Raw genomic sequence first — 16448 nt, forward strand, 5'->3', positions numbered from 1 at the left:
TCGAGCAGCATCCGAGAAGGGATGTCGGTGATGGACTTCAGGGACGACGTCGACCTCGACGCCTCGCAGGTCGAGGACGCCGGCGGCAGCGGCTTCGGCGGTGGGGGCGGCGGGGGCTTCGGCGGATTCCCCGGCGGCGGCATGATCATCGGTGGGGGCGGGATCCTCGGCCTGATCGTGCTCGTGGTCGTCCTGGTGCTGCAGAACGTGGGCTCGCACGAGACGCCCCAGCGCCGCCCGCCCTCGAACCTGTCCCAGGAGTGCAGGACCGGCAAGGACGCCGACCAGTCCGAACGGTGCCGGGTCGTGGGCGTGGTGAACAGCGTCCAGGCCTACTGGCGTGGCGAAATTTCCGGGTATCGACCGGCCAAGACCGTCCTGTACTCCGGCAGCCTGCGCACCCCCTGCGGCGCCGCCAGCAACGCGGTCGGCCCGTTCTACTGCCCCGGCGACCAGCGCGTCTACCTCGACCTGAGCTTCTTCGACCAGCTGCACAGCCAGTTCGGCGCCAAGGGCGGCCCCTTCGCCCAGGCCTACGTGATCGCTCACGAGTACGGTCACCACGTCCAGGACCTGCTCGGCCAGCTCAACAACGGCGGCAGCTCGGTGCCCACCGAACTGCAGGCCGACTGCTACGGCGGGGTGTGGGCCAAGCACGCGGTCGACACCGGCTTCTACGCCAAGCCCTTCACCGACGACGACATCTCCGAGGCGCTGGACGCGGCCGCCGCGGTGGGCGACGACAGGATCCAGAAGCGCACCCGCGGCAGGGTCGATCCCGAGTCGTTCACGCACGGCACCTCGCAGCAGCGTGTCAACGCGGTTCTGCGGGGCTACAAGAGCGGGAATCCAGCCCAATGCAACGCCTCTGACCTGCTCTGACGGGGGCTGAAGGAGCGAGGAAACGGAATCTCTCCTAAAATCGGAGGGGTGATCTTCAAGCTGGTCGGCGACGGACGCCCCTATCCCGAACACGGTCTGACCCACCGCGAGTGGGCCCAGATACCTCCGCGGCAGGTGCGCCTCGACTCGCTGATCACCACGAAGGCGATGCTCGATCTGCACTCGCTCCTCGCGGCCGACTCCACCTTCTACGGTGACCTGTTTCCGCACGTCGTCCAGTGGCAGGGCGAGCTCTACCTGGAGGACGGCCTGCACCGCGCGCTGCGTGCCGCGCTGCACCAGCGTTCGATCTTGCACGCCCGAGTCCTGGAATTGCAGGACTGAACTTTGCTACGGTGATCTTCGATCTGGACGGATTCGCCTGGAGATCGGATGACCCCCGAAGAACCGCTGAACATCCCGCTCGGCGTGCCGACGGCCGCTCGGATGTATGACGAGGCGTTGGGCGGTAAGGACCACTTCGAGGTCGACAGGGCCGCCAACGCCAAGCTGTACGACGTGATCGGCGAGAACCGGGTGCGCTCGACCGCGCTGGAGAACCGGCGCTTCCTGGGGCGGGCGGTGCAGTACCTGTCGCGCGAGTGCGGCATCCGCCAGTTCCTCGATGTCGGATCCGGCCTGCCGACCGCGCGCAACACCCACCAGATCGCCAAGGAGGCCGATCCCGCCTCCCGCGTGGTCTACGTGGACATCGACCCGATCGTGGCCGTACACGGCAGGGCGCTGCTGGCCGACGACACCACCAGGATCGTCACCGCCGACATGCGCCAGCCGAAGACCATCCTGGACAACCCCGAGGTCACCGACTTCCTCGTCTTCGACGAGCCGCTCGCGGTGCTGTTCGTGGCGGTCTTCCACTTCGTCACGCCCGCGGAGGACCCGCAGGGGATCGTGGCGGCCTTCCGCGAGAGGCAGGCGCCCGGCTCGTACGTGGCGATCTCCCATCTGACGACCGACGGCATGTCGGAGGAGGAGCAGCAGGGCTGGCACGCCGGGTTCGCCGGGGCGACGGTGCCGCTGGTGCTCAGGAGCGAGCCGGAGATCCGCGGGCTGTTCGACGGTTACCGGTTGGTCGAGCCCGGCGTGGTGCGCCCGTGCGACTGGCGCCCGGACGAGCAGGACTGGCCCCGCACCACCTCGCTCTTCGGCGGCGTCGCCCGGCTGTGACCCCCTGGTCGTAGGGTGACCGATGTGCTGATTCACGGTGTGCTGGCGTTATCGCTGTCCTTGAGCGGGCTGACGGGTGCGACCGCCGGGGTGGACTGCGCCAAGGTCAAGTGCCTGGCGCTGACGTTCGACGACGGGCCGAGCGCCTACACGGCCAAGCTGCTGGACACGCTCAAGCGGGAGAAGGTCAAGGCCACCTTCTTCCTCATGGGTCAGCACGTGGAGCAGTATCCGAAGCTGGCCAGGCGGCAGCTCGCCGAGGGACACGCCATCGGCAACCACACCTGGGACCACCCGCACCTGCCCGCGATGACCGATCAGCAGATCCTCGACGAGATCCGCACCACGCAGGACGCCATCGCCAAGGCCACCGGGCAGCAGCCCAAGCTGTTCCGCCCGCCGTACGGGGACACCGACCAGCGCGTGCTCGACCTGGTGGGGCAGGAGGGGCTGCCGCAGATCCTGTGGACGGGCACCACGCTCGACTGGAAGCTGCGCGACCCCAAGAAGATCACCGCCGCCGTGCTCCGGCTGGCCAGGCGGGACGGCGTGATCCTCATGCACGACGTGGTGCCGCAGACGGTCAAGGCGATGCCCGGCATCATCAAGGACCTCAAGAAGCGCGGCTTCCACCTGGTGACGGTCCCCGCCCTCCTCCGCGGCAAGCCCGTCCCCCCGGGCACCACCTACCCGCCCGCTCCCTGATCTCAAGCCGAAGGGCCCCTGACCAGACGGTCAGGGGCCCTTCGCAGGAGCGGTGGTGGTGGGATTTGAACCCACGGATGAGTTGCCCCATCACACGCTTTCGAGGCGTGCGCCCTCGGCCACTAGGCGACACCACCGCCGACGAGCTTACCGGATCCTGCGAGTGCCGAAGAACTCCTTAAGTACGGCGGAGCACTCCTCCCCGAGCACGCCCATGACGACCTCGGGCCGGTGGTTGAGGCGCCGGTCGCGCACCACGTCCCACAGCGATCCGACGGCGCCCGCCTTGGGGTCGACGGCGCCGTAGACGATGCGGTCGACCCGGGCGAGCACCAGGGCGCCCGCGCACATCGTGCACGGCTCGAGGGTGACGACGAGGGTGCAGCCGTTGAGGCGCCACGTGCCGCGGGCGCGGGCGGCCTGCCGTACCGCGAGGATCTCGGCGTGGGCGGTGGGGTCGGCGGAGGACTCGCGGTCGTTGCCCGCGCGCCCCAGGACCTCGCCGTGCTCGTCGAGGACGACGGCGCCGACCGGGACCTCGCCGCGGGCGCCGGCAGTGGCCGCCTCGGCGAGGGCGAGGCGCATGGCCTCGGTAGCGTTCACCGCAGCCGATCGAGCTCGTCGGCGAAGGCGAGGCGCTCGGCGATGACGGACAGGATGTCGGCGGGCAGCACGCCCTCCTCCATCGACAGCTCAAGCAGCTCCTCCGAGCTCACGCCCAGGTCGCTGAGCAGCTCGAAGTCTCCGGCGGGGCGGATGCCGAGCCCGTTGTTCTCCTTGTCGACGGCCACGCCGGCGAACTCGGCGAACAGCTCGCCGATGCTGTCGGACATGATCGCGTGCGCGTCGGACAGGAACACGCGCGGCTCCTCCTCGCCCCGGTAGCGGGCGATGGCGAACCATTCGTCCTCCACCTCGACGCACAGCAGGGCGAGCTCGTCGCCGGCCAGGCCGAGGGTTTCGCTGACGGCGTCGCCGAAGTCGTCGACGATCTCGGCGGCGCTGAGATCGACCTCGGCACCGCTCCAGCCGTTCGAGGTCCTGACGAAAGCCGCAGAGAAGGTGTTAGAGGCCATGTCCGCGCTCCAGGGGGTTAGCCGAAGACCGATTCGATGGCTCGCTCGAACGGCTCGGAGAAGCCGAGCCGGGCGGCGATGCTGGACAGGACATCCTCGGGGAGCAGGTCGATGTCGCCGGACAGGATGCCGAGCTCCATCTCGTCCAGCCCGAGGTCGGCGAAGATCGACAGATCTCCCGCGGGCAGCACCGTGTCCTCGTCCTGGAGGATCTCGTCGAGTTCGTCCTCGTCGGGGACCGGCACATCCAGATAGTTCAGTACCTGGCGGGCCAGCGGGAAGTCCCAGGAGGCGGCGATGTCGGACAGGAAGACATCGACGCGATCACCCAGCACCCGCAGCGCCACGAAGAACTCATCCCCCACGGCGACCAGGCCAATCGTGCCGCTCTCGCTGGGCTGCTGGCGCAGCGCGTGGATCAGCCCGAGCAGGTCGGAGGTCAGAGCGGCGGGCAGCAGCTCGGCGTCCCAGCACTCATCCTCGCGATAGACCACGATGGCGAAGTCGAGCGCATCTTCGTCTGTCATCGTCCACCCCACCGACGTGGCCTCTACGGATTCCAATCGTTCCAGAACCGGCCAGCCGCCGTGCGCCCCTCCGACCAAATTGTGATCAAAACCAGGAGCACGACGTGCCGGTACGTTGCTCACAAGATAGCGTTGTCCGTTATGGAAACCCTCGTCGTCGACCATCCGCTCGTGGCGCACAAGCTGACCACGCTGCGCGATGTCCGCACCGACTCCCCCACCTTCCGCAGGCTGGCGGACGAACTGGTGACGCTGCTTGCGTACGAGGCCACGCGCGACGTCCGCGTGACCGATGTGACCGTCGACACCCCGGTCGCCCCCGCGCACGGTGTACGGCTGGCCAAGCCGTACCCGCTGGTGGTGCCGATCCTGCGGGCGGGGCTGGGCATGCTCGACGGGATGACGCGGCTGCTGCCCACGGCCGAGGTCGGTTTCCTCGGCATGATCCGCAACGAGTCCACGCTGCAGGCCGAGACCTACGCCACGCGGCTGCCCGACGACCTGTCCGGGCGGCAGTGCTATGTCGTCGACCCGATGCTGGCCACCGGCGGGACCCTGGCGGCGGCCGTGCAGTTCCTGTTCGAGCGCGGCGCCGTCGACGTGACCGCCATCTGCCTCCTGGCGGCTCCCGAGGGCCTGGCCTACATGGACAAGATCTTCGCCGACTCCGGCCGCCCGCTGCGCGTGGTGACCGCGGCGCTGGACGAACGCCTCAACGAGAACGGCTACATCGTGCCCGGACTCGGCGACGCGGGTGACCGCCTTTACGGGGTCGTCTGAGAAGTCATTCTTTTCCTCACGCTCGGTCACCCTCTCGTTACATACTGTGGTTATGTGGGTACGTAGAGCGAGGAAGGCAACTTCCGCATGGGCGTGAGGGAGCGCGATGAGGGATATTCCGACCACCGAGGTGTTCTCGTGAGCGATCTCACCGAGGCGGAATCGAGTCCGTACGCGGAGGTCGAGACGGCGCTGCGCAAGGAGTTCGCCGGCGTCCACAGCTCGCACACGGTCACGCGCTGTGTCGAGGCTGCACACTACGGTGCGCTTGAGGTAACCGGCTTCGCCCATCCCAGCCTGGTGGAACGGATCGCCCGCAAGCACCTTCACGTCCTCGCTCTCGTGGCCAGCGAGCGCGGCTAAGCAAGATCAGAACTAACCGGCCAAGTTACCTTTACCCCGGCAACCGGGTGGGTAATGTATACGGCGGGTGTAGTGGGTAAGTGGTACGGAGGCGACAGTGCAGGTCAAGAAATGGCTCACCTGGGGTGGTATCGCATTTGTTGCGTACTACCTGTTCGCACGACCAACCGACGCCGCGGACGCGGTCAGAGGCGCGTTCGACACGGTGTTCAACGCGGCGGACTCGCTCGCTCAGTTTGTGAATAACCTCGCATGAGACTTGTGACCCACGGGGACTCTGCTCCGTCGTCGGTCAACCGTTACCTACTCCCCCACGAACATCAGGTCATCATGGTGCGGCGTCACCCAGCCGTGCTGCTCCGTCCGGTCGCCGAGGTCTTCGGCGGCCTGATCATCGCCGGGCTGCTGAGCAAGTTCTTCGGCGACAAGGGGGGCGGCACGGCCCTCGTCGTCGTTTGGTGGCTTTGGCTCCTGCTACTGATCCGTTTCGTGTGGAAAGTCGCGGAGTGGTCAGTCGACTACTTTGTGGTGACCTCAAAGCGGATGTTGCTGACCACGGGATTGATCACCCGCAAGGTCGCGATGATGCCGCTGCAGAAGGTCACGGACATGAGCTTCCAGCGATCTCTCCTAGGGCGCATGCTCGGTTACGGGGAGTTCATCCTCGAGTCGGCCGGTCAGGACCAGGCACTGTCCACGGTGGAGTACATTCCGTATCCAGAGACCTTGTACCTAGAGGTGTGTCAGATGCTTTTCCCCAGCAAGGACGAAGGGGACGATTAACCTCTCGGTAGTGATTTCTTCAGGTGGGGATACCCGATTCGGCTACTTCGTGCAATCATTTGCGTGTTGTTGACCCTTCCCCGCCTTGAGAGATGAGATGCCGAGTCAGGGAACAATCGGTGACCGCGTCCGCGGACTGCGGCTGAACAGGCGGATGTCCCAGGCCCAGCTGGCCGGCCCCGACCTGTCTGACAGTTATGTCTCGCTCATCGAGTCGGGTAAGCGCACGCCGACTCCGGTCGTGGCCCGCCTCCTCGCTGAGCGGCTGGGTTGCACGACCGAGTTCCTCCTGCACGGGATCGAGCCTCGCCAGCGCATCGACACCGAGCTCGGGCTGCGCCACGCCGAACTCGAACTGCGCCATGGCGATCCTGCCGTGGCCGCCGACAGGTTCACCGAGATCGTCAAGGCATCCGACGAGGAGAACGCCCTGCTCACCGCGCACGCCCGCTTCGGCAGGGCCCGCGCGCTCGAGGCCCAGGGACGCCTCGGCCAGGCGGTGGAAGCATTCGAGCGGCTGCGCCGCGAGGCCGCCGCCCACCCTGAGCGACTGGCCGACCTGCCCCTCACGATCGCGCTCAGCCGCTGCTACCAGCGGGCCGGCGACCGGCTGCGCGCCCGCGACCTGGCCGCGAGCGCGCTCGAGCAGGCCGAGCGGCTGGCGATCACGCAGGGTGAGATCGCCGTGGACCTCGCCACCGCGCTGGTGGAGACGGGCGAGGACCACGCCTACGTCAAGACCGTGCTCGACGTCAGTGGCGTTCCTACCGTTGTGGACCGTTCCGGAGAGATCCGAGCGCTGTGGCAGGCCAGTGTGGCGGCCGCGGCTGGTGAGGACTCCGCACTGGCGGTCCGGCTGGCCGACGACGCCATCACCGCGGGCAGGGAGACGCGCATCGCGCTCCAGCTCGCCCGCGCGGCGATGCACTGGGCGCGGATGGAGTCCTCCTCAGCCGAGGAGGCCGACGGCCTGGTCCAGGCCGCGGGCCAGGTGTTCGCCGCCTTCCCCGCGACCGCGCAGGAGTACGCCGAGAGCCTGATCGCGCGCGCCAGGGTGCGGCTGCGCGCCGACGACCCGGCCCGCGCCGGGGAACTGGCGACCGCGGCCCTCGAGGTGGCCCACGAGGGCACCACGCCCGCGGAGGCGCACCTGGTGCTCGCCACGACGGCCGCGGACCTGGACGCCGACGCCACCGCCCACCTCGACGCGGCGCGCGCGCTGCTCGACGCGCTGAACCGGCCCGTGTTCGGCTCCGACCGGCAGGCCGCGCGGTGCTGGCGCGAGCTGGGTGACCTCTACGGCCGCGTCGGTGCACGCGGTCAGCAGACAGCGGCGTATCGTAAGGCTCTCGAGGCGGCGGGCGTCCGGTCCGCCATGGCGGGGGTGACAGTCGACGCGTCGATAGCCCGCTGACCTCCCAGGCGCGTTGCAGATTTGGCATTTCGCGTCTGGAATAATTAGGGTCTACCAGTCATTGACTCATAGGATGATTGGCGTTCCCGGAGGAGGCGGACTTTGAGTCTGCGTACGGCGCAGCGGGCTTCGCTCGTCGACCAGGTGATCGACCAGCTCAAAGAGCAGATCACCTCAGGGTCGTGGCAGATGAACGGGAAGATCCCGACCGAGACCGTGCTCGCCGAGCAACTCGGGGTGGGTCGCAACACCGTTCGCGAAGCAGTGCGCGCCCTCACTCACGCGGGGTTGCTCGAGTGCCGTCAGGGGGACGGCACGTACGTGCGCGCCACCAGCGAGCTGTCGGGGGCCATGCTGCGCCGCCTGCGCCAGGCCGAGCAGCTGGAGATCCTCGAGGTCAGGCGCGCCCTGGAGGTCGAGGCGGCCCGGCTGGCCGCCACCCGCCGCACCGACGAGGACATCCTGCGCATCGAGGCCGCGCTGGCCGAGCGTGATCGCGCCTGGGAGCTGGACGATCCCGACGCCTTCGTCGAGTCCGACCTGAACTTCCACATGTCGGTCGCGCACGCCACGCACAACCTCGTCCTCATCGACCTGTACGAGGACTTCTCCGCGGCGCTGCGCGCCAGCATCACGGCCGCGGGCACCTCGCTCAACAAGACCTACATCCCGCACGACGCGATCGCCCGCGCCATCGCCGCCGGCGACGCGGCCGCCGCCGAGCGCGCCGGCCACGCCTGCATGGAACACATCCTCATCGCCCTCACCGACCAATGACTCTTTCGTAAGAGCTTTCTTTCTCGTACGGCCGGCCGCGCCCACCCGCCGCTGGCCGTACTCCGGCTGAGGGCCCGTGACCGGCGCTTGCGGCGAGTCGATGACGGTGACCCGCCGCCACGGCGCACGGAATGCGCCATGACGGCGGTTCGTGATCACGCCGCACGGAGGATGTCGCGATGATCCTGCGCGAACTCCGCGAACGTCCTCGCCCTGCGGCCCAGCACGGTCTCGAAGTCCGGGGTCGTGAAGTCGCCCCAGTTCCTCGAGTACGCCTTGCCGTACTCGACGCTGACCGCGGCGATCCACTCCGGCAGGCCCATCTCGAGCATCGACCGGTAGGCGTCGTCGAGCCCGACCGGCTGGTAGCCGATCCGCTCGCCGTACACCTGCTCGAGGGAGCCGGCCGCCTCCCCGAGGGAGATGCTGGCCGGACCGGTGATGGTGTAGGTCTTGCCGGCGTGCGGCGCGGGGTCGGTCAGGATCGCGGCGCCGAAGTCGCCGATGTCGCGCACGTCGATCGGGCTCAGGCGGCCTTCGCCGGTCGACCCGTACAGGGTGGCGCCGTTGACCGAGCCCAGCAGGTTCTGCATGAAGAAGGCGGGCTTGATGACGGTCCAGTCAAGCCCGGAGGCCTGCAGCTCGTTGTCGGACAGGGCGTGCAGGCGCCCGTTGCGCGTGGGCGCGTCGTGGCCCGCACCGATCGCCGACAGGCGCACCACGTGGCTCACGCCGGCCTGCTTGGCCGCCCACACCGCGTTGGAGCTGGCATGCGGCGCCTGCGGGCCCATGGCGGTCAGCAGCCACAACGTGTCCACGCCCTGGAACGCTTCAACAAGGGAGCGCGGGTCGTCAAGATCTCCCACCACCACCTGGTGGCCCGCGGGGGCCTTGGCGGCATCACGGACCAGCACTCGGACATCGGCGGAATCGGGCAGGGAACGCAGCACAGCACCCGAGACGTTGCCGTTGGCACCGGTGATCAAGATGGTCATGTCAGCTCTCACTCTCATCAGTGGTGCCCTCTTCCGCGGACACCAGCTCGTCGATCAAGGCGAAGAAGGCGGCGATACCCGGCAGGTTCGCGCCCTTGGCGCGCGAGGCGGCGAAGTCCTCAGACGATCGCCACTCCACGATGTCCAGCCACTCGTCGCCGGGGAGGCGGACCAGCCGTGCGCCGAGGAACCCGGTCCGGTCCGCTCGGAAATCCGCGATCATTCGCTCGCGCGCGGCCGGCAACAGGTCGGCACGCTCGGGAGACACGCGGAATCGCGTGAGTTCTACCGTTCTGCTCATGGACAGGACGGTATAGTAAGAATCAGTGATGGTCAAGATTGATGACTAATTGGAGGGCATAGTGCGGCGGAGCGAGCGCAAGCGGGCCAACCCCGACCTGGGTGTGCTGACGGCGCGGACGCTGTTCGGCCTGCAGCGGGAGCTGTCCCGGTCGCTGGCCGATGAGGGGCATCCGGGCCTGGGTCCGCGGCACGGCGCGGTGCTGGCCTACCTCGACCCGGAAGGCAGCAGGGCGACGGATCTGGCGGCCCAGTCGGGGCAGCACAAGCAGGTCATCGGCACGCTGGTGGACGAGCTCGTCGAGCTGGGCTATGTGGAGCGCAAGCCCGATCCCCACGACCGCAGGGCCAAGCTGATCGTGCCCACCGAGCGGGGGCTCGACCAGATGGCCAGAGCGGACGCCATCGTGGCGCGCATCGAGCGCGAGCACGCCCAGGCCATCGGCGAGCAGGCCTACGCCGAGTTCAAGCGCGTGTTCACGCTGCTGGCCGCGCGCCAGTCAGGCCACACGGAGTGACATGACCAGGTAGCGGAAGGCCGGCTCGGCGTCGCCGGGCACGTCCTGGATCAGGGCGGGCTTCGTGGAGGAGCTCATGTTGATCCTGGCCAGCTCGCTCTCGATGCCGGTCAGGCCGTCGAGCAGGAACTGCGACTGGAAGGCGATCTGGATGTCGTCGCCGCGCAGCTCGCACTCCACGACCTCGGTGCCGCGCCCGATGTCGCCGCCGCCGGCCTGGATGAGCACCTGGCCCTGGCTGAAGGACAGGCGGATGGCGGTGTTGCGCTCGGCGACCAGAGCGACCCTCCTGATCGCGTCGACGAACGGGGCGACCCGCACGTCGGCCCTGATCGGCCAGTCGGAGGTGAGCCGGGCGCGGTAGTCGATGAACTGCTCGTCGAGCAGGCGCACGGTCGTGCTTCGCCCGACGCTCTCGAACCCGGCCACCCCGTCGCCCATCGCCACCGACACCTCGCCGCCGCGCAGCGTCTTGGCCACCTCGACCAGGACGCGGGCCGGCACCATGGCCGACACGGCCAGGTCGGGCGAGACGGGCCGCCAGGTGAAGTCGCGAGCCGCGATGCGGTAGCGGTCGGTGGCGGCCATGGCCACCCGGTCGCCCTCGATGTCGACCCTGATGCCCGTGAGCATGGGCAGCGTGTCGTCGCGGCTGGCGGCGGGAGCCACCTGGCTGACGGCCGAGGCGAACACGCCGCCGCCCACGGCGCCGACGCTCGGCGGCATGGTGGGCATCGTCGGGAAGTCCTCGACCGGCATGGTGATCAGCCCGAACTCGGCCGTGCCGCAGGTCAGCACCGCCTCGGCGCCCTCGGTGACGATCTCGACGTGCTCGGCCGGCAGGCTGCGGCTGATCTCGGCCAGCAGCCGGCCGGGGATGAGCATGGCGCCTCCCTCCGCCACGTCGGCCTCGATCACGGCCTTGGCCGAGACGTCGTAGTCGAACGCGGACAGGCTCAGGTCCTCACCCGCCTCCAGCAGCAGGCCGGCGAGCACGGGAGCCACCGGGCGGCTCGGCAGGACCCTGGCCGCCCACGCCACCGCGTCGGACAGAACATCGCGGTTCACCCGGATTTTCACCCGATCCACCCCTTCGTCTCACCTGCGTTCTATGACGGTAGCCGAGGCTGCTGACAAATCCTATTGGAATAGAGCGTTCCGTTCTGATACAGTAGAGTCATCGACCGAGAGAAAGAGGCGAGCGATGACCGAGTGGATCGTGCTGGACGAGGCGCACCAGGCCCTGCGGAACGTCGTGGCGGGCGTCCCCGCCGACGGATGGCAGCTGCCCACCCCCTGCTCCGAGTGGAACGTCACCCAGGTGCTCCAGCACGCCGCGGGTGACCAGATCGGCTACGCCGCCTTCCTCACCGGCGGCCCCGGCCCCTCCGAGGACCCCTTCGCGCCTTCGGGAACGCTGTCGACCTCGCCCGAGCAGGTGGCGGAGGCGGCCATGCGGGCCTCGGCCGAGGCGTGGGCCGGCGTGGCGGCCGACGCCCAGGAGGTGTCCGTGCCGATCCCGCCGAACAAGCTGTCGGCCGCCGACGGCGTCCGGGCCTGCGCGATGGACGCCGCGGTCCACGCCTGGGACATCGCCATCGCCACCGGCCAGCCCTCGCCGCTGACGCCGGAGCTGGCCAGGGAGTTCCTCCCGGTGGCCAGGAAGCTGGTCGAGCCGCTGCGGCAGTGGGGCGCCTTCGGCCCCGTCGTCGCGGGCGAGGGCGGCGGCGAGGTCGCTGAGCTGCTGCGCTACCTGGGGCGGCAGCCCGTACTGTAGAGTGCCTTCATTATGAAGGACGTACATAAATTGTCGGAAGATTCCGGGGGTCTCTATGACCCCCGGGTCAGGGAAGCGATGGAGCGCTTCACCGGCGGCGGCGACACGGCACTGTTCGAGGCCGCGGCCGCCGTCAGGTCGGCGTTCCACGCCGTGGAGCGGATGCGGACGCAAGGGGCCGAGGGGCGCGGGCTCAGCTCGGGCGCCCTGGACATCCTGATCCGCGTGAGCGACGAGGCGGCCAGCATCGGCGATCTGGCGCAGGCGGCGGGGGTGAGTTCGCGCAACGTGACAGGTCTGGTAGACACCTTGGAGAAGGACGGCCTGGTCCGGCGGGACCAGGACCCGCAGGACCGCCGGTCCGTGCAGGTCAGCATCACCCCCGCGGGCAAGGCCTGGACGCAGGCCTTCAGGCGGCCCTCCCAGCTCGCCATGGAGTCCGTCTTCCATGGCTTCACCCCCGACGACCTCGACCGGCTGCGCCATCTGTGCCTGCGGCTCGTGCAGAACCAGGAGACCCGATGACCGAGACCCAGACCCGCCAGGCTGTGCGCGCCTACCACGAGGCCCGCTTCCGCGGCGACATCCCCGCCGCGACCGCCCAGCTGGCCACGGACTTCACCTTCAGCAGCCCGCTGATGAGCTCCACCGACCCCGAGGGCCACCTGAAGGACCTGCCGGCCTTCCTTTCGGTGGTCACCGGTGTCGACCTGCTCAGCGAGCTGTACGGCGAGGCCGAGGCGACCCTGGTCTACGACGTCTACACCGCCACCCCGGTCGGCGCCCAGCGCACTGCCGAGCACTTCCGCCTCGACGACGGCAAGATCACCTCGATCGTGCTCATCTTCGACGGCACCCCGTGGCAGGAGATCATGGCCTGAGCCGCTCGGCGATGCCGACCCAAGTCTCGGCCTCCGCGCTGAAATGCCTGATCGCCCAGTCGACCTGGCGCAGCGCCAGGTGCGCCCAGTAGGCCTCGGCCCTGGCCCCGTCGGGCAGCAGCCCGTCGAGGCCGCGGCCGAGCTCCGGCGCCCGGCGCTCGAGATCGAAGCGGAGCGTGACCAGGTCGAAGTCGGCATCGCCCCGCCCTGCGCCGTCCCAGTCGATCACCCCGGTGACCCGCCCGGAGCCGTCCACCAGGACGTTCTCCGGGTGGAAGTCGGCGGAACAGCGCCAACCCCGCCCCTCGGCCACCAGCCCCCGGCACGGCGCCTCGTAGACCACTTCCGGCGGTATCGCGGAGACGTCCAGCCGATCGACGCGGGGAAGTGTCACAAACGCGGGTCCTCTCCCGTCCCATCGCCATGAGACAACAGGGATTCGTGAAGGCCGTGGTCGTGCTAGCCGCCGTGGTGTTCCTGGCCGGCGGCGTGTGGGCCTTCGGCTGGCCGCAGAGCTTCTACTCCACCATCGCCACCTACCCGCCGTTCAACCTGCACCTCTTCCACGACCTGGGCGCCTTCCAGCTCGGCATCGCCGCCGCCCTGATCGGCGCGCTCATCTGGTCGGACGCGCTGTTCGTCGCCCTGCTGGGCGGTGCGACCGGCTGCGTGGTCCACGCGATCTCCCACGTGCTGGACCGGCACCTGGGCGGCAACCCCAGCGACCCGTGGACGCTGAGCGGACTGTCCCTGATCATGGTCGTCGGCCTGGTGGTGCGGCTGCGCGCCAGGGTGTGACACACCAGACAGCCGTCACAGGAACAGTGCTGATCACACGGGTGCTTTACCGGACGAACGAAGCGAAGGGAAGCACGCCATGACCATCCTGATCGCCTACGACGGATCCGCCGACTCGCGCGCGGCCATCGAGTTCGCGGCCAAGCACCTGACCGCCGAGCAGACCGTGATCCTGACCGTGTGGGAACCGCTGCTGGTCCAGCTGAAGAAATATCCCCTGGCCGGCGCGGCCGTGCTGTCCGACGCCGCCGACGAGTGGCGCGCCCAGGCCGAGCAGTACGCCAAGGAGGGCGCCGAGCTGGCCAAGGCCTCAGGGTTGAGCGACGTCAGCTTCCGCGCGGTGGCCGACAACGAGTCCATCTGGCAGGCCATCGTGGACACCGCCGACGAGCTGGACGCCTCCCTGATCGTCACGGGCTCCCGCGGCCTGGCCGGCGTCCGGTCGGTGCTGCTGGGCAGCGTGTCCAACCACGTGCTGCACCACGCGCACCGGCCGACGCTGATCGTCCCGCCGGGCAAGAGCTAGCCGGCGCAGGGCACGCAGTTCGCGGGAGGGCACAGCCGGGTGTCGATGCGGCGGGCACCCGGCCCTTCCTCCCCCAGCCGGTCGTGCGGGTTGGCCAGCGCGCACCGGTCGAGCGACAGGCAGCCGCAGCCGATGCAGTCGGTGAGGTCGTCGCGCAGCCGCTGCAACTGCTCGATCCGGTCGTCCAGCTCCGTCCGCCAGGCGGCCGACAGCCGCGCCCAGTCCTCCCGGGTGGGGGTCCGGTTCTCCGGCAGCCGGGACAGGGCTTCGTTGATGGTCTTCAGCGGGATGCCCAGGCGCTGGGCCAGCCGTACGAAGGCGACCCTGCGCAGGGTGTCGCGGGTGTAGCGGCGCTGGTTGCCTGCCGTACGCCGGCTGGAGATGAGGCCCTTGGCCTCGTAGAAGTGCAGAGCGGACACTGCCACGCCGCTGCGCTCGGACAGCTGGCCGACGGTCAGCTCCTTGGAGTTCCACGCGACCTTGGTCATAACCTCGAGCATAGTTGAGGAATCCTATTCCCAGCGGAACAGCCGGGCCGCCAGCGTGCCGAACACCACCAGCCCCACCGCGAGCACCGCCAGGTGCAGCGGCTGCGGCGCGTGACCCGCCCAGGTGTCACGCATCGCCTGCGCGAACGGCCCCGCCACGCTGAAGTCGCTGATGTGCCGCAGCACGTCCGGCATGAACTCCCGAGGGACCCACATGCCCGCCACGAACATCAGCGGGAACATCAGCAACGACCCGAGCCCCGGCGCCGCCTTCGAGTTCGGCGCGACCGCCGCCAGCACCAGCCCCATCGCGAGCAGCGCGGCCGAGCCGAGCAGGAACACCAGCACGAACCCCGGCAGCTGCTTGGGAATCGCGGTCCCCAGCACCACCCGCCCGAGCACGATCAACAGCACCGTCGAGACGATGCCGACCGCCAGGTTGATCACCAGCTGGACCGCCAGCACCCGGCTCGGATGCACCGGCGTGGTCGACATCCGCCGCAGCACCCCGCGCTCGCGGTACTGCGTCAGTACGGCCGGCAGCACGGTGAAGGCCAGCGTCATCATCGCCAGCATCGCCATCATGGCCGGCATCTGGGTGTCGTTGACGCTCTGCCCGCCCATCGCGGGATCCGGCTTGGAGAAGCCGGGAATGCTGCCCAGGATCAGCAGCAGCGCGAGCGGGAGCCCGATGACGATCAGCGGCGACTGCACGTCGCGCAGGTGGAGCTTGACCTCCACGGCCAGGATCTTCTTCATGACAGCTTCCTTCCTGTGAGAGCGAGGAACGCGTCGTCGAGCGTGGCCCGCTCGATCCGCAGGTCGTTGGGGACGATCCCGTGCTGGGCCAGGGTGAGGGTGACGGCCTGGGCCAGGTTCCCCGACCCGGTCACCACGACGTGCCCGCCCGTCGCGGACACCTCCGTGACCTCGGGCAGCGCCAGCAGGACGGCGTGATCCAGGGGCGCCGACGGCCGGAAGCGCAGCCGCTGCTCGGCGGACACCCGCTCGATCAGTCCCGACGGCGAGTCCACCGCCACGACCTTGCCCTCATCGATGAGCGCGAGCCGGTCACACAGCCGCTCGGCCTCCTCCATGAAGTGCGTGACCAGCACGATCGTCACCCCGCTGTCACGCACCTGCTCGATCAGCTCCCAGGTGTCCCTGCGGGCCTGCGGGTCGAGCCCCGTGGTCAGCTCGTCAAGCACCGCGATCCTCGGGTTGCCGACCAGGGCCAGCGCCACGGACAGGCGCTGCTTCTGCCCGCCCGACAGCTTGGCGAAGCGGGTGCGGCGGCTGCCCGTCAGGCCCATCCTGTCCATCAGCTCAGGCCACGGCGCGGGCGAGGGATAGAAGGAGGCGAACAGATCAAGCGCCTCCTCCACAGTGATCTTGTCGGGCAGCGCCGCGCTCTGCAGCTGCACCCCCAGGACCCTGCGCACCTCGTCCCGCTCGGTGTGAGGATCGAACCCGGCCACCTTCACCGACCCGCTGTCGGGAACGCGCAGACCGGCGATGCACTCCACGGTCGTGGTCTTGCCGGCGCCGTTGGGGCCGAGGATCCCGAAGATCTCGCCCTCCTTGACGTCGAGGGAGACGTCGTCCACCGCCACGCGCTCTCCGTAGCGCTTGTGGAGGTTCCTTACCTCGATGGTTTCCATGCCTTCGAC

General features: G+C 69.0%; 26 protein-coding genes and 1 tRNA gene. 16 read left to right on the forward strand and 11 right to left on the reverse strand.

Annotated elements, in window-relative coordinates:
• Positions 1 to 30: 30 nt before the first annotated feature.
• From ypfJ to KIK09_RS11990, 4 genes are read left to right on the forward strand one after another with little or no spacing between them, the layout of a single operon-like run.
• Positions 31 to 882 (forward strand): KPN_02809 family neutral zinc metallopeptidase, encoded by an 852-nt coding sequence (ypfJ, locus tag KIK09_RS11975; RefSeq protein ID WP_214318969.1) that lies wholly within the window; start codon positions 31 to 33, stop codon positions 880 to 882.
• Between the two features lie 48 nt (positions 883 to 930).
• Positions 931 to 1227, forward strand: coding sequence for a type II toxin-antitoxin system VapB family antitoxin (locus tag KIK09_RS11980; protein WP_214318971.1), 297 nt, complete (start codon positions 931 to 933; stop codon positions 1225 to 1227).
• Positions 1228 to 1275: 48 nt separating this feature from the next.
• A complete protein-coding gene (locus tag KIK09_RS11985; protein ID WP_214318973.1) occupies positions 1276 to 2070 on the forward strand; it encodes an SAM-dependent methyltransferase in 795 nt (264 codons plus the stop codon).
• Between the two features lie 24 nt (positions 2071 to 2094).
• On the forward strand, positions 2095 to 2775 hold the full coding sequence (locus KIK09_RS11990; protein ID WP_214318975.1) for a polysaccharide deacetylase family protein: 681 nt from the start codon (positions 2095 to 2097) through the stop codon (positions 2773 to 2775).
• A 50-nt stretch (positions 2776 to 2825) separates the two neighbouring features.
• Here the strand turns inward: KIK09_RS11990 and KIK09_RS11995 are convergent.
• The 4 genes from KIK09_RS11995 to KIK09_RS12010 all read right to left on the reverse strand — a co-directional run bounded on the left by KIK09_RS11995 (position 2826) and on the right by KIK09_RS12010 (position 4378).
• Positions 2826 to 2912: transfer RNA gene (locus tag KIK09_RS11995), tRNA-Ser, on the reverse strand.
• 10 nt (positions 2913 to 2922) lie between these two features.
• Complete coding sequence (gene tadA / locus KIK09_RS12000; protein ID WP_308164038.1) at positions 2923 to 3378, reverse strand: tRNA adenosine(34) deaminase TadA; 456 nt, start codon at positions 3376 to 3378, stop codon at positions 2923 to 2925.
• The gene (locus KIK09_RS12005; protein WP_214318976.1) at positions 3375 to 3851 is read right to left on the reverse strand and encodes a tRNA adenosine deaminase-associated protein; all 477 of its coding nucleotides are present in this window, start codon (positions 3849 to 3851) and stop codon (positions 3375 to 3377) included. Before KIK09_RS12005 ends, tadA begins: the two co-directional genes overlap by 4 nt.
• A gap of 17 nt (positions 3852 to 3868) precedes the next feature.
• Positions 3869 to 4378: a tRNA adenosine deaminase-associated protein gene (locus KIK09_RS12010; protein WP_214318978.1), complete on the reverse strand. Its 510-nt coding sequence runs from the start codon at positions 4376 to 4378 to the stop codon at positions 3869 to 3871.
• Between the two features lie 141 nt (positions 4379 to 4519).
• Here KIK09_RS12010 and upp point away from each other — a divergent pair, with 141 nt between their 5' ends.
• From upp to KIK09_RS12040, 6 genes are all read left to right on the forward strand, one after another.
• The gene (gene upp, locus KIK09_RS12015; RefSeq protein ID WP_214318980.1) at positions 4520 to 5158 is read left to right on the forward strand and encodes a uracil phosphoribosyltransferase; all 639 of its coding nucleotides are present in this window, start codon (positions 4520 to 4522) and stop codon (positions 5156 to 5158) included.
• Positions 5159 to 5296: 138 nt separating this feature from the next.
• On the forward strand, positions 5297 to 5521 hold the full coding sequence (locus KIK09_RS12020) for a hypothetical protein (RefSeq protein ID WP_214318982.1): 225 nt from the start codon (positions 5297 to 5299) through the stop codon (positions 5519 to 5521).
• A 97-nt stretch (positions 5522 to 5618) separates the two neighbouring features.
• Positions 5619 to 5777, forward strand: coding sequence for a hypothetical protein (locus tag KIK09_RS12025; protein ID WP_214318983.1), 159 nt, complete (start codon positions 5619 to 5621; stop codon positions 5775 to 5777).
• Positions 5774 to 6304 carry a PH domain-containing protein gene (locus KIK09_RS12030; RefSeq protein WP_214318985.1) on the forward strand — a complete coding sequence of 177 codons (531 nt, stop codon included), beginning with the start codon at positions 5774 to 5776 and terminating at the stop codon, positions 6302 to 6304. Before KIK09_RS12025 ends, KIK09_RS12030 begins: the two co-directional genes overlap by 4 nt.
• A gap of 97 nt (positions 6305 to 6401) precedes the next feature.
• A complete protein-coding gene (locus KIK09_RS12035) occupies positions 6402 to 7718 on the forward strand; it encodes a helix-turn-helix domain-containing protein (RefSeq protein ID WP_214319621.1) in 1317 nt (438 codons plus the stop codon).
• Between the two features lie 102 nt (positions 7719 to 7820).
• The gene (locus tag KIK09_RS12040; RefSeq protein ID WP_214318987.1) at positions 7821 to 8495 is read left to right on the forward strand and encodes a FadR/GntR family transcriptional regulator; all 675 of its coding nucleotides are present in this window, start codon (positions 7821 to 7823) and stop codon (positions 8493 to 8495) included.
• A 155-nt stretch (positions 8496 to 8650) separates the two neighbouring features.
• On the opposite strand, the gene KIK09_RS12045 is transcribed toward KIK09_RS12040, so the two are convergent.
• Entirely contained in the window at positions 8651 to 9490 is an 840-nt protein-coding gene (locus tag KIK09_RS12045; RefSeq protein WP_214318988.1) for an SDR family oxidoreductase, read from the reverse strand.
• Position 9491: 1 nt separating this feature from the next.
• Positions 9492 to 9791 carry an antibiotic biosynthesis monooxygenase gene (locus KIK09_RS12050; RefSeq protein WP_214318990.1) on the reverse strand — a complete coding sequence of 100 codons (300 nt, stop codon included), beginning with the start codon at positions 9789 to 9791 and terminating at the stop codon, positions 9492 to 9494.
• Between the two features lie 61 nt (positions 9792 to 9852).
• Here KIK09_RS12050 and KIK09_RS12055 point away from each other — a divergent pair, with 61 nt between their 5' ends.
• Positions 9853 to 10308 carry a MarR family winged helix-turn-helix transcriptional regulator gene (locus KIK09_RS12055; protein WP_214318992.1) on the forward strand — a complete coding sequence of 152 codons (456 nt, stop codon included), beginning with the start codon at positions 9853 to 9855 and terminating at the stop codon, positions 10306 to 10308.
• Here the strand turns inward: KIK09_RS12055 and dnaN are convergent.
• The gene (gene dnaN, locus KIK09_RS12060; protein ID WP_214318994.1) at positions 10291 to 11388 is read right to left on the reverse strand and encodes a DNA polymerase III subunit beta; all 1098 of its coding nucleotides are present in this window, start codon (positions 11386 to 11388) and stop codon (positions 10291 to 10293) included. The two genes, KIK09_RS12055 and dnaN, sit on opposite strands and share 18 nt — an antisense overlap.
• Before the next feature lie 124 nt (positions 11389 to 11512).
• Here dnaN and KIK09_RS12065 point away from each other — a divergent pair, with 124 nt between their 5' ends.
• From KIK09_RS12065 to KIK09_RS12075, 3 genes are all read left to right on the forward strand, one after another.
• The gene (locus KIK09_RS12065; RefSeq protein WP_214318996.1) at positions 11513 to 12085 is read left to right on the forward strand and encodes a TIGR03086 family metal-binding protein; all 573 of its coding nucleotides are present in this window, start codon (positions 11513 to 11515) and stop codon (positions 12083 to 12085) included.
• A 78-nt stretch (positions 12086 to 12163) separates the two neighbouring features.
• On the forward strand, positions 12164 to 12610 hold the full coding sequence (locus tag KIK09_RS12070) for a MarR family winged helix-turn-helix transcriptional regulator (protein ID WP_214318997.1): 447 nt from the start codon (positions 12164 to 12166) through the stop codon (positions 12608 to 12610).
• Positions 12607 to 12966: a nuclear transport factor 2-like protein gene (locus KIK09_RS12075; RefSeq protein ID WP_214318999.1), complete on the forward strand. Its 360-nt coding sequence runs from the start codon at positions 12607 to 12609 to the stop codon at positions 12964 to 12966. Before KIK09_RS12070 ends, KIK09_RS12075 begins: the two co-directional genes overlap by 4 nt.
• Here KIK09_RS12075 and KIK09_RS57605 read toward each other — a convergent pair.
• A complete protein-coding gene (locus tag KIK09_RS57605) occupies positions 12956 to 13360 on the reverse strand; it encodes a phosphotransferase family protein (protein ID WP_308164039.1) in 405 nt (134 codons plus the stop codon). The two genes, KIK09_RS12075 and KIK09_RS57605, sit on opposite strands and share 11 nt — an antisense overlap.
• Before the next feature lie 29 nt (positions 13361 to 13389).
• Here KIK09_RS57605 and KIK09_RS12085 point away from each other — a divergent pair, with 29 nt between their 5' ends.
• A complete protein-coding gene (locus tag KIK09_RS12085) occupies positions 13390 to 13764 on the forward strand; it encodes a hypothetical protein (protein WP_214319001.1) in 375 nt (124 codons plus the stop codon).
• 79 nt (positions 13765 to 13843) lie between these two features.
• The gene (locus KIK09_RS12090) at positions 13844 to 14290 is read left to right on the forward strand and encodes a universal stress protein (RefSeq protein WP_214319004.1); all 447 of its coding nucleotides are present in this window, start codon (positions 13844 to 13846) and stop codon (positions 14288 to 14290) included.
• Here KIK09_RS12090 and soxR read toward each other — a convergent pair.
• Genes soxR through KIK09_RS12105 form a run of 3 tightly spaced genes read right to left on the reverse strand, consistent with a single transcriptional unit; the run spans position 14287 to position 16439 of the window.
• Positions 14287 to 14778, reverse strand: coding sequence for a redox-sensitive transcriptional activator SoxR (gene soxR / locus KIK09_RS12095; RefSeq protein ID WP_214319005.1), 492 nt, complete (start codon positions 14776 to 14778; stop codon positions 14287 to 14289). The genes KIK09_RS12090 and soxR overlap by 4 nt on opposite strands.
• A 24-nt stretch (positions 14779 to 14802) precedes the next feature.
• Positions 14803 to 15537 carry an ABC transporter permease gene (locus tag KIK09_RS12100; protein WP_214319007.1) on the reverse strand — a complete coding sequence of 245 codons (735 nt, stop codon included), beginning with the start codon at positions 15535 to 15537 and terminating at the stop codon, positions 14803 to 14805.
• The gene (locus KIK09_RS12105; protein ID WP_214319009.1) at positions 15534 to 16439 is read right to left on the reverse strand and encodes an ABC transporter ATP-binding protein; all 906 of its coding nucleotides are present in this window, start codon (positions 16437 to 16439) and stop codon (positions 15534 to 15536) included. The genes KIK09_RS12100 and KIK09_RS12105 overlap by 4 nt, the downstream gene beginning before the upstream one ends.
• Positions 16440 to 16448 lie beyond the last annotated feature (9 nt).

The sequence above is a fragment of the Nonomuraea sediminis genome, from assembly GCF_018531495.1.
In the GTDB taxonomy this organism is placed as follows: Bacteria; Actinomycetota; Actinomycetes; order Streptosporangiales; family Streptosporangiaceae; genus Nonomuraea; species Nonomuraea sediminis.

Excerpts from the sequence above, each read along its gene's own strand:
- ypfJ (WP_214318969.1), top strand. The coding sequence starts at position 31 with ATGGACTTCAGGGACGACGTCGACCTCGACGCCTCGCAGGTCGAGGAC.
- KIK09_RS11985 (WP_214318973.1), top strand. The coding sequence starts at position 1,276 with ATGACCCCCGAAGAACCGCTGAACATCCCGCTCGGCGTGCCGACGGCC.
- KIK09_RS12005 (WP_214318976.1), bottom strand. The coding sequence starts at position 3,851 with ATGGCCTCTAACACCTTCTCTGCGGCTTTCGTCAGGACCTCGAACGGC.
- KIK09_RS12010 (WP_214318978.1), bottom strand. The coding sequence starts at position 4,378 with ATGACAGACGAAGATGCGCTCGACTTCGCCATCGTGGTCTATCGCGAG.
- upp (WP_214318980.1), top strand. The coding sequence starts at position 4,520 with ATGGAAACCCTCGTCGTCGACCATCCGCTCGTGGCGCACAAGCTGACC.
- KIK09_RS12030 (WP_214318985.1), top strand. The coding sequence starts at position 5,774 with ATGAGACTTGTGACCCACGGGGACTCTGCTCCGTCGTCGGTCAACCGT.
- KIK09_RS12035 (WP_214319621.1), top strand. The coding sequence starts at position 6,402 with ATGCCGAGTCAGGGAACAATCGGTGACCGCGTCCGCGGACTGCGGCTG.
- KIK09_RS12045 (WP_214318988.1), bottom strand. The coding sequence starts at position 9,490 with ATGACCATCTTGATCACCGGTGCCAACGGCAACGTCTCGGGTGCTGTG.
- KIK09_RS12050 (WP_214318990.1), bottom strand. The coding sequence starts at position 9,791 with ATGAGCAGAACGGTAGAACTCACGCGATTCCGCGTGTCTCCCGAGCGT.
- KIK09_RS12065 (WP_214318996.1), top strand. The coding sequence starts at position 11,513 with ATGACCGAGTGGATCGTGCTGGACGAGGCGCACCAGGCCCTGCGGAAC.
- KIK09_RS12070 (WP_214318997.1), top strand. The coding sequence starts at position 12,164 with ATGGAGCGCTTCACCGGCGGCGGCGACACGGCACTGTTCGAGGCCGCG.
- KIK09_RS12075 (WP_214318999.1), top strand. The coding sequence starts at position 12,607 with ATGACCGAGACCCAGACCCGCCAGGCTGTGCGCGCCTACCACGAGGCC.
- KIK09_RS12085 (WP_214319001.1), top strand. The coding sequence starts at position 13,390 with ATGAGACAACAGGGATTCGTGAAGGCCGTGGTCGTGCTAGCCGCCGTG.
- KIK09_RS12090 (WP_214319004.1), top strand. The coding sequence starts at position 13,844 with ATGACCATCCTGATCGCCTACGACGGATCCGCCGACTCGCGCGCGGCC.
- soxR (WP_214319005.1), bottom strand. The coding sequence starts at position 14,778 with ATGACCAAGGTCGCGTGGAACTCCAAGGAGCTGACCGTCGGCCAGCTG.
- KIK09_RS12100 (WP_214319007.1), bottom strand. The coding sequence starts at position 15,537 with ATGAAGAAGATCCTGGCCGTGGAGGTCAAGCTCCACCTGCGCGACGTG.
- KIK09_RS12105 (WP_214319009.1), bottom strand. The coding sequence starts at position 16,439 with ATGGAAACCATCGAGGTAAGGAACCTCCACAAGCGCTACGGAGAGCGC.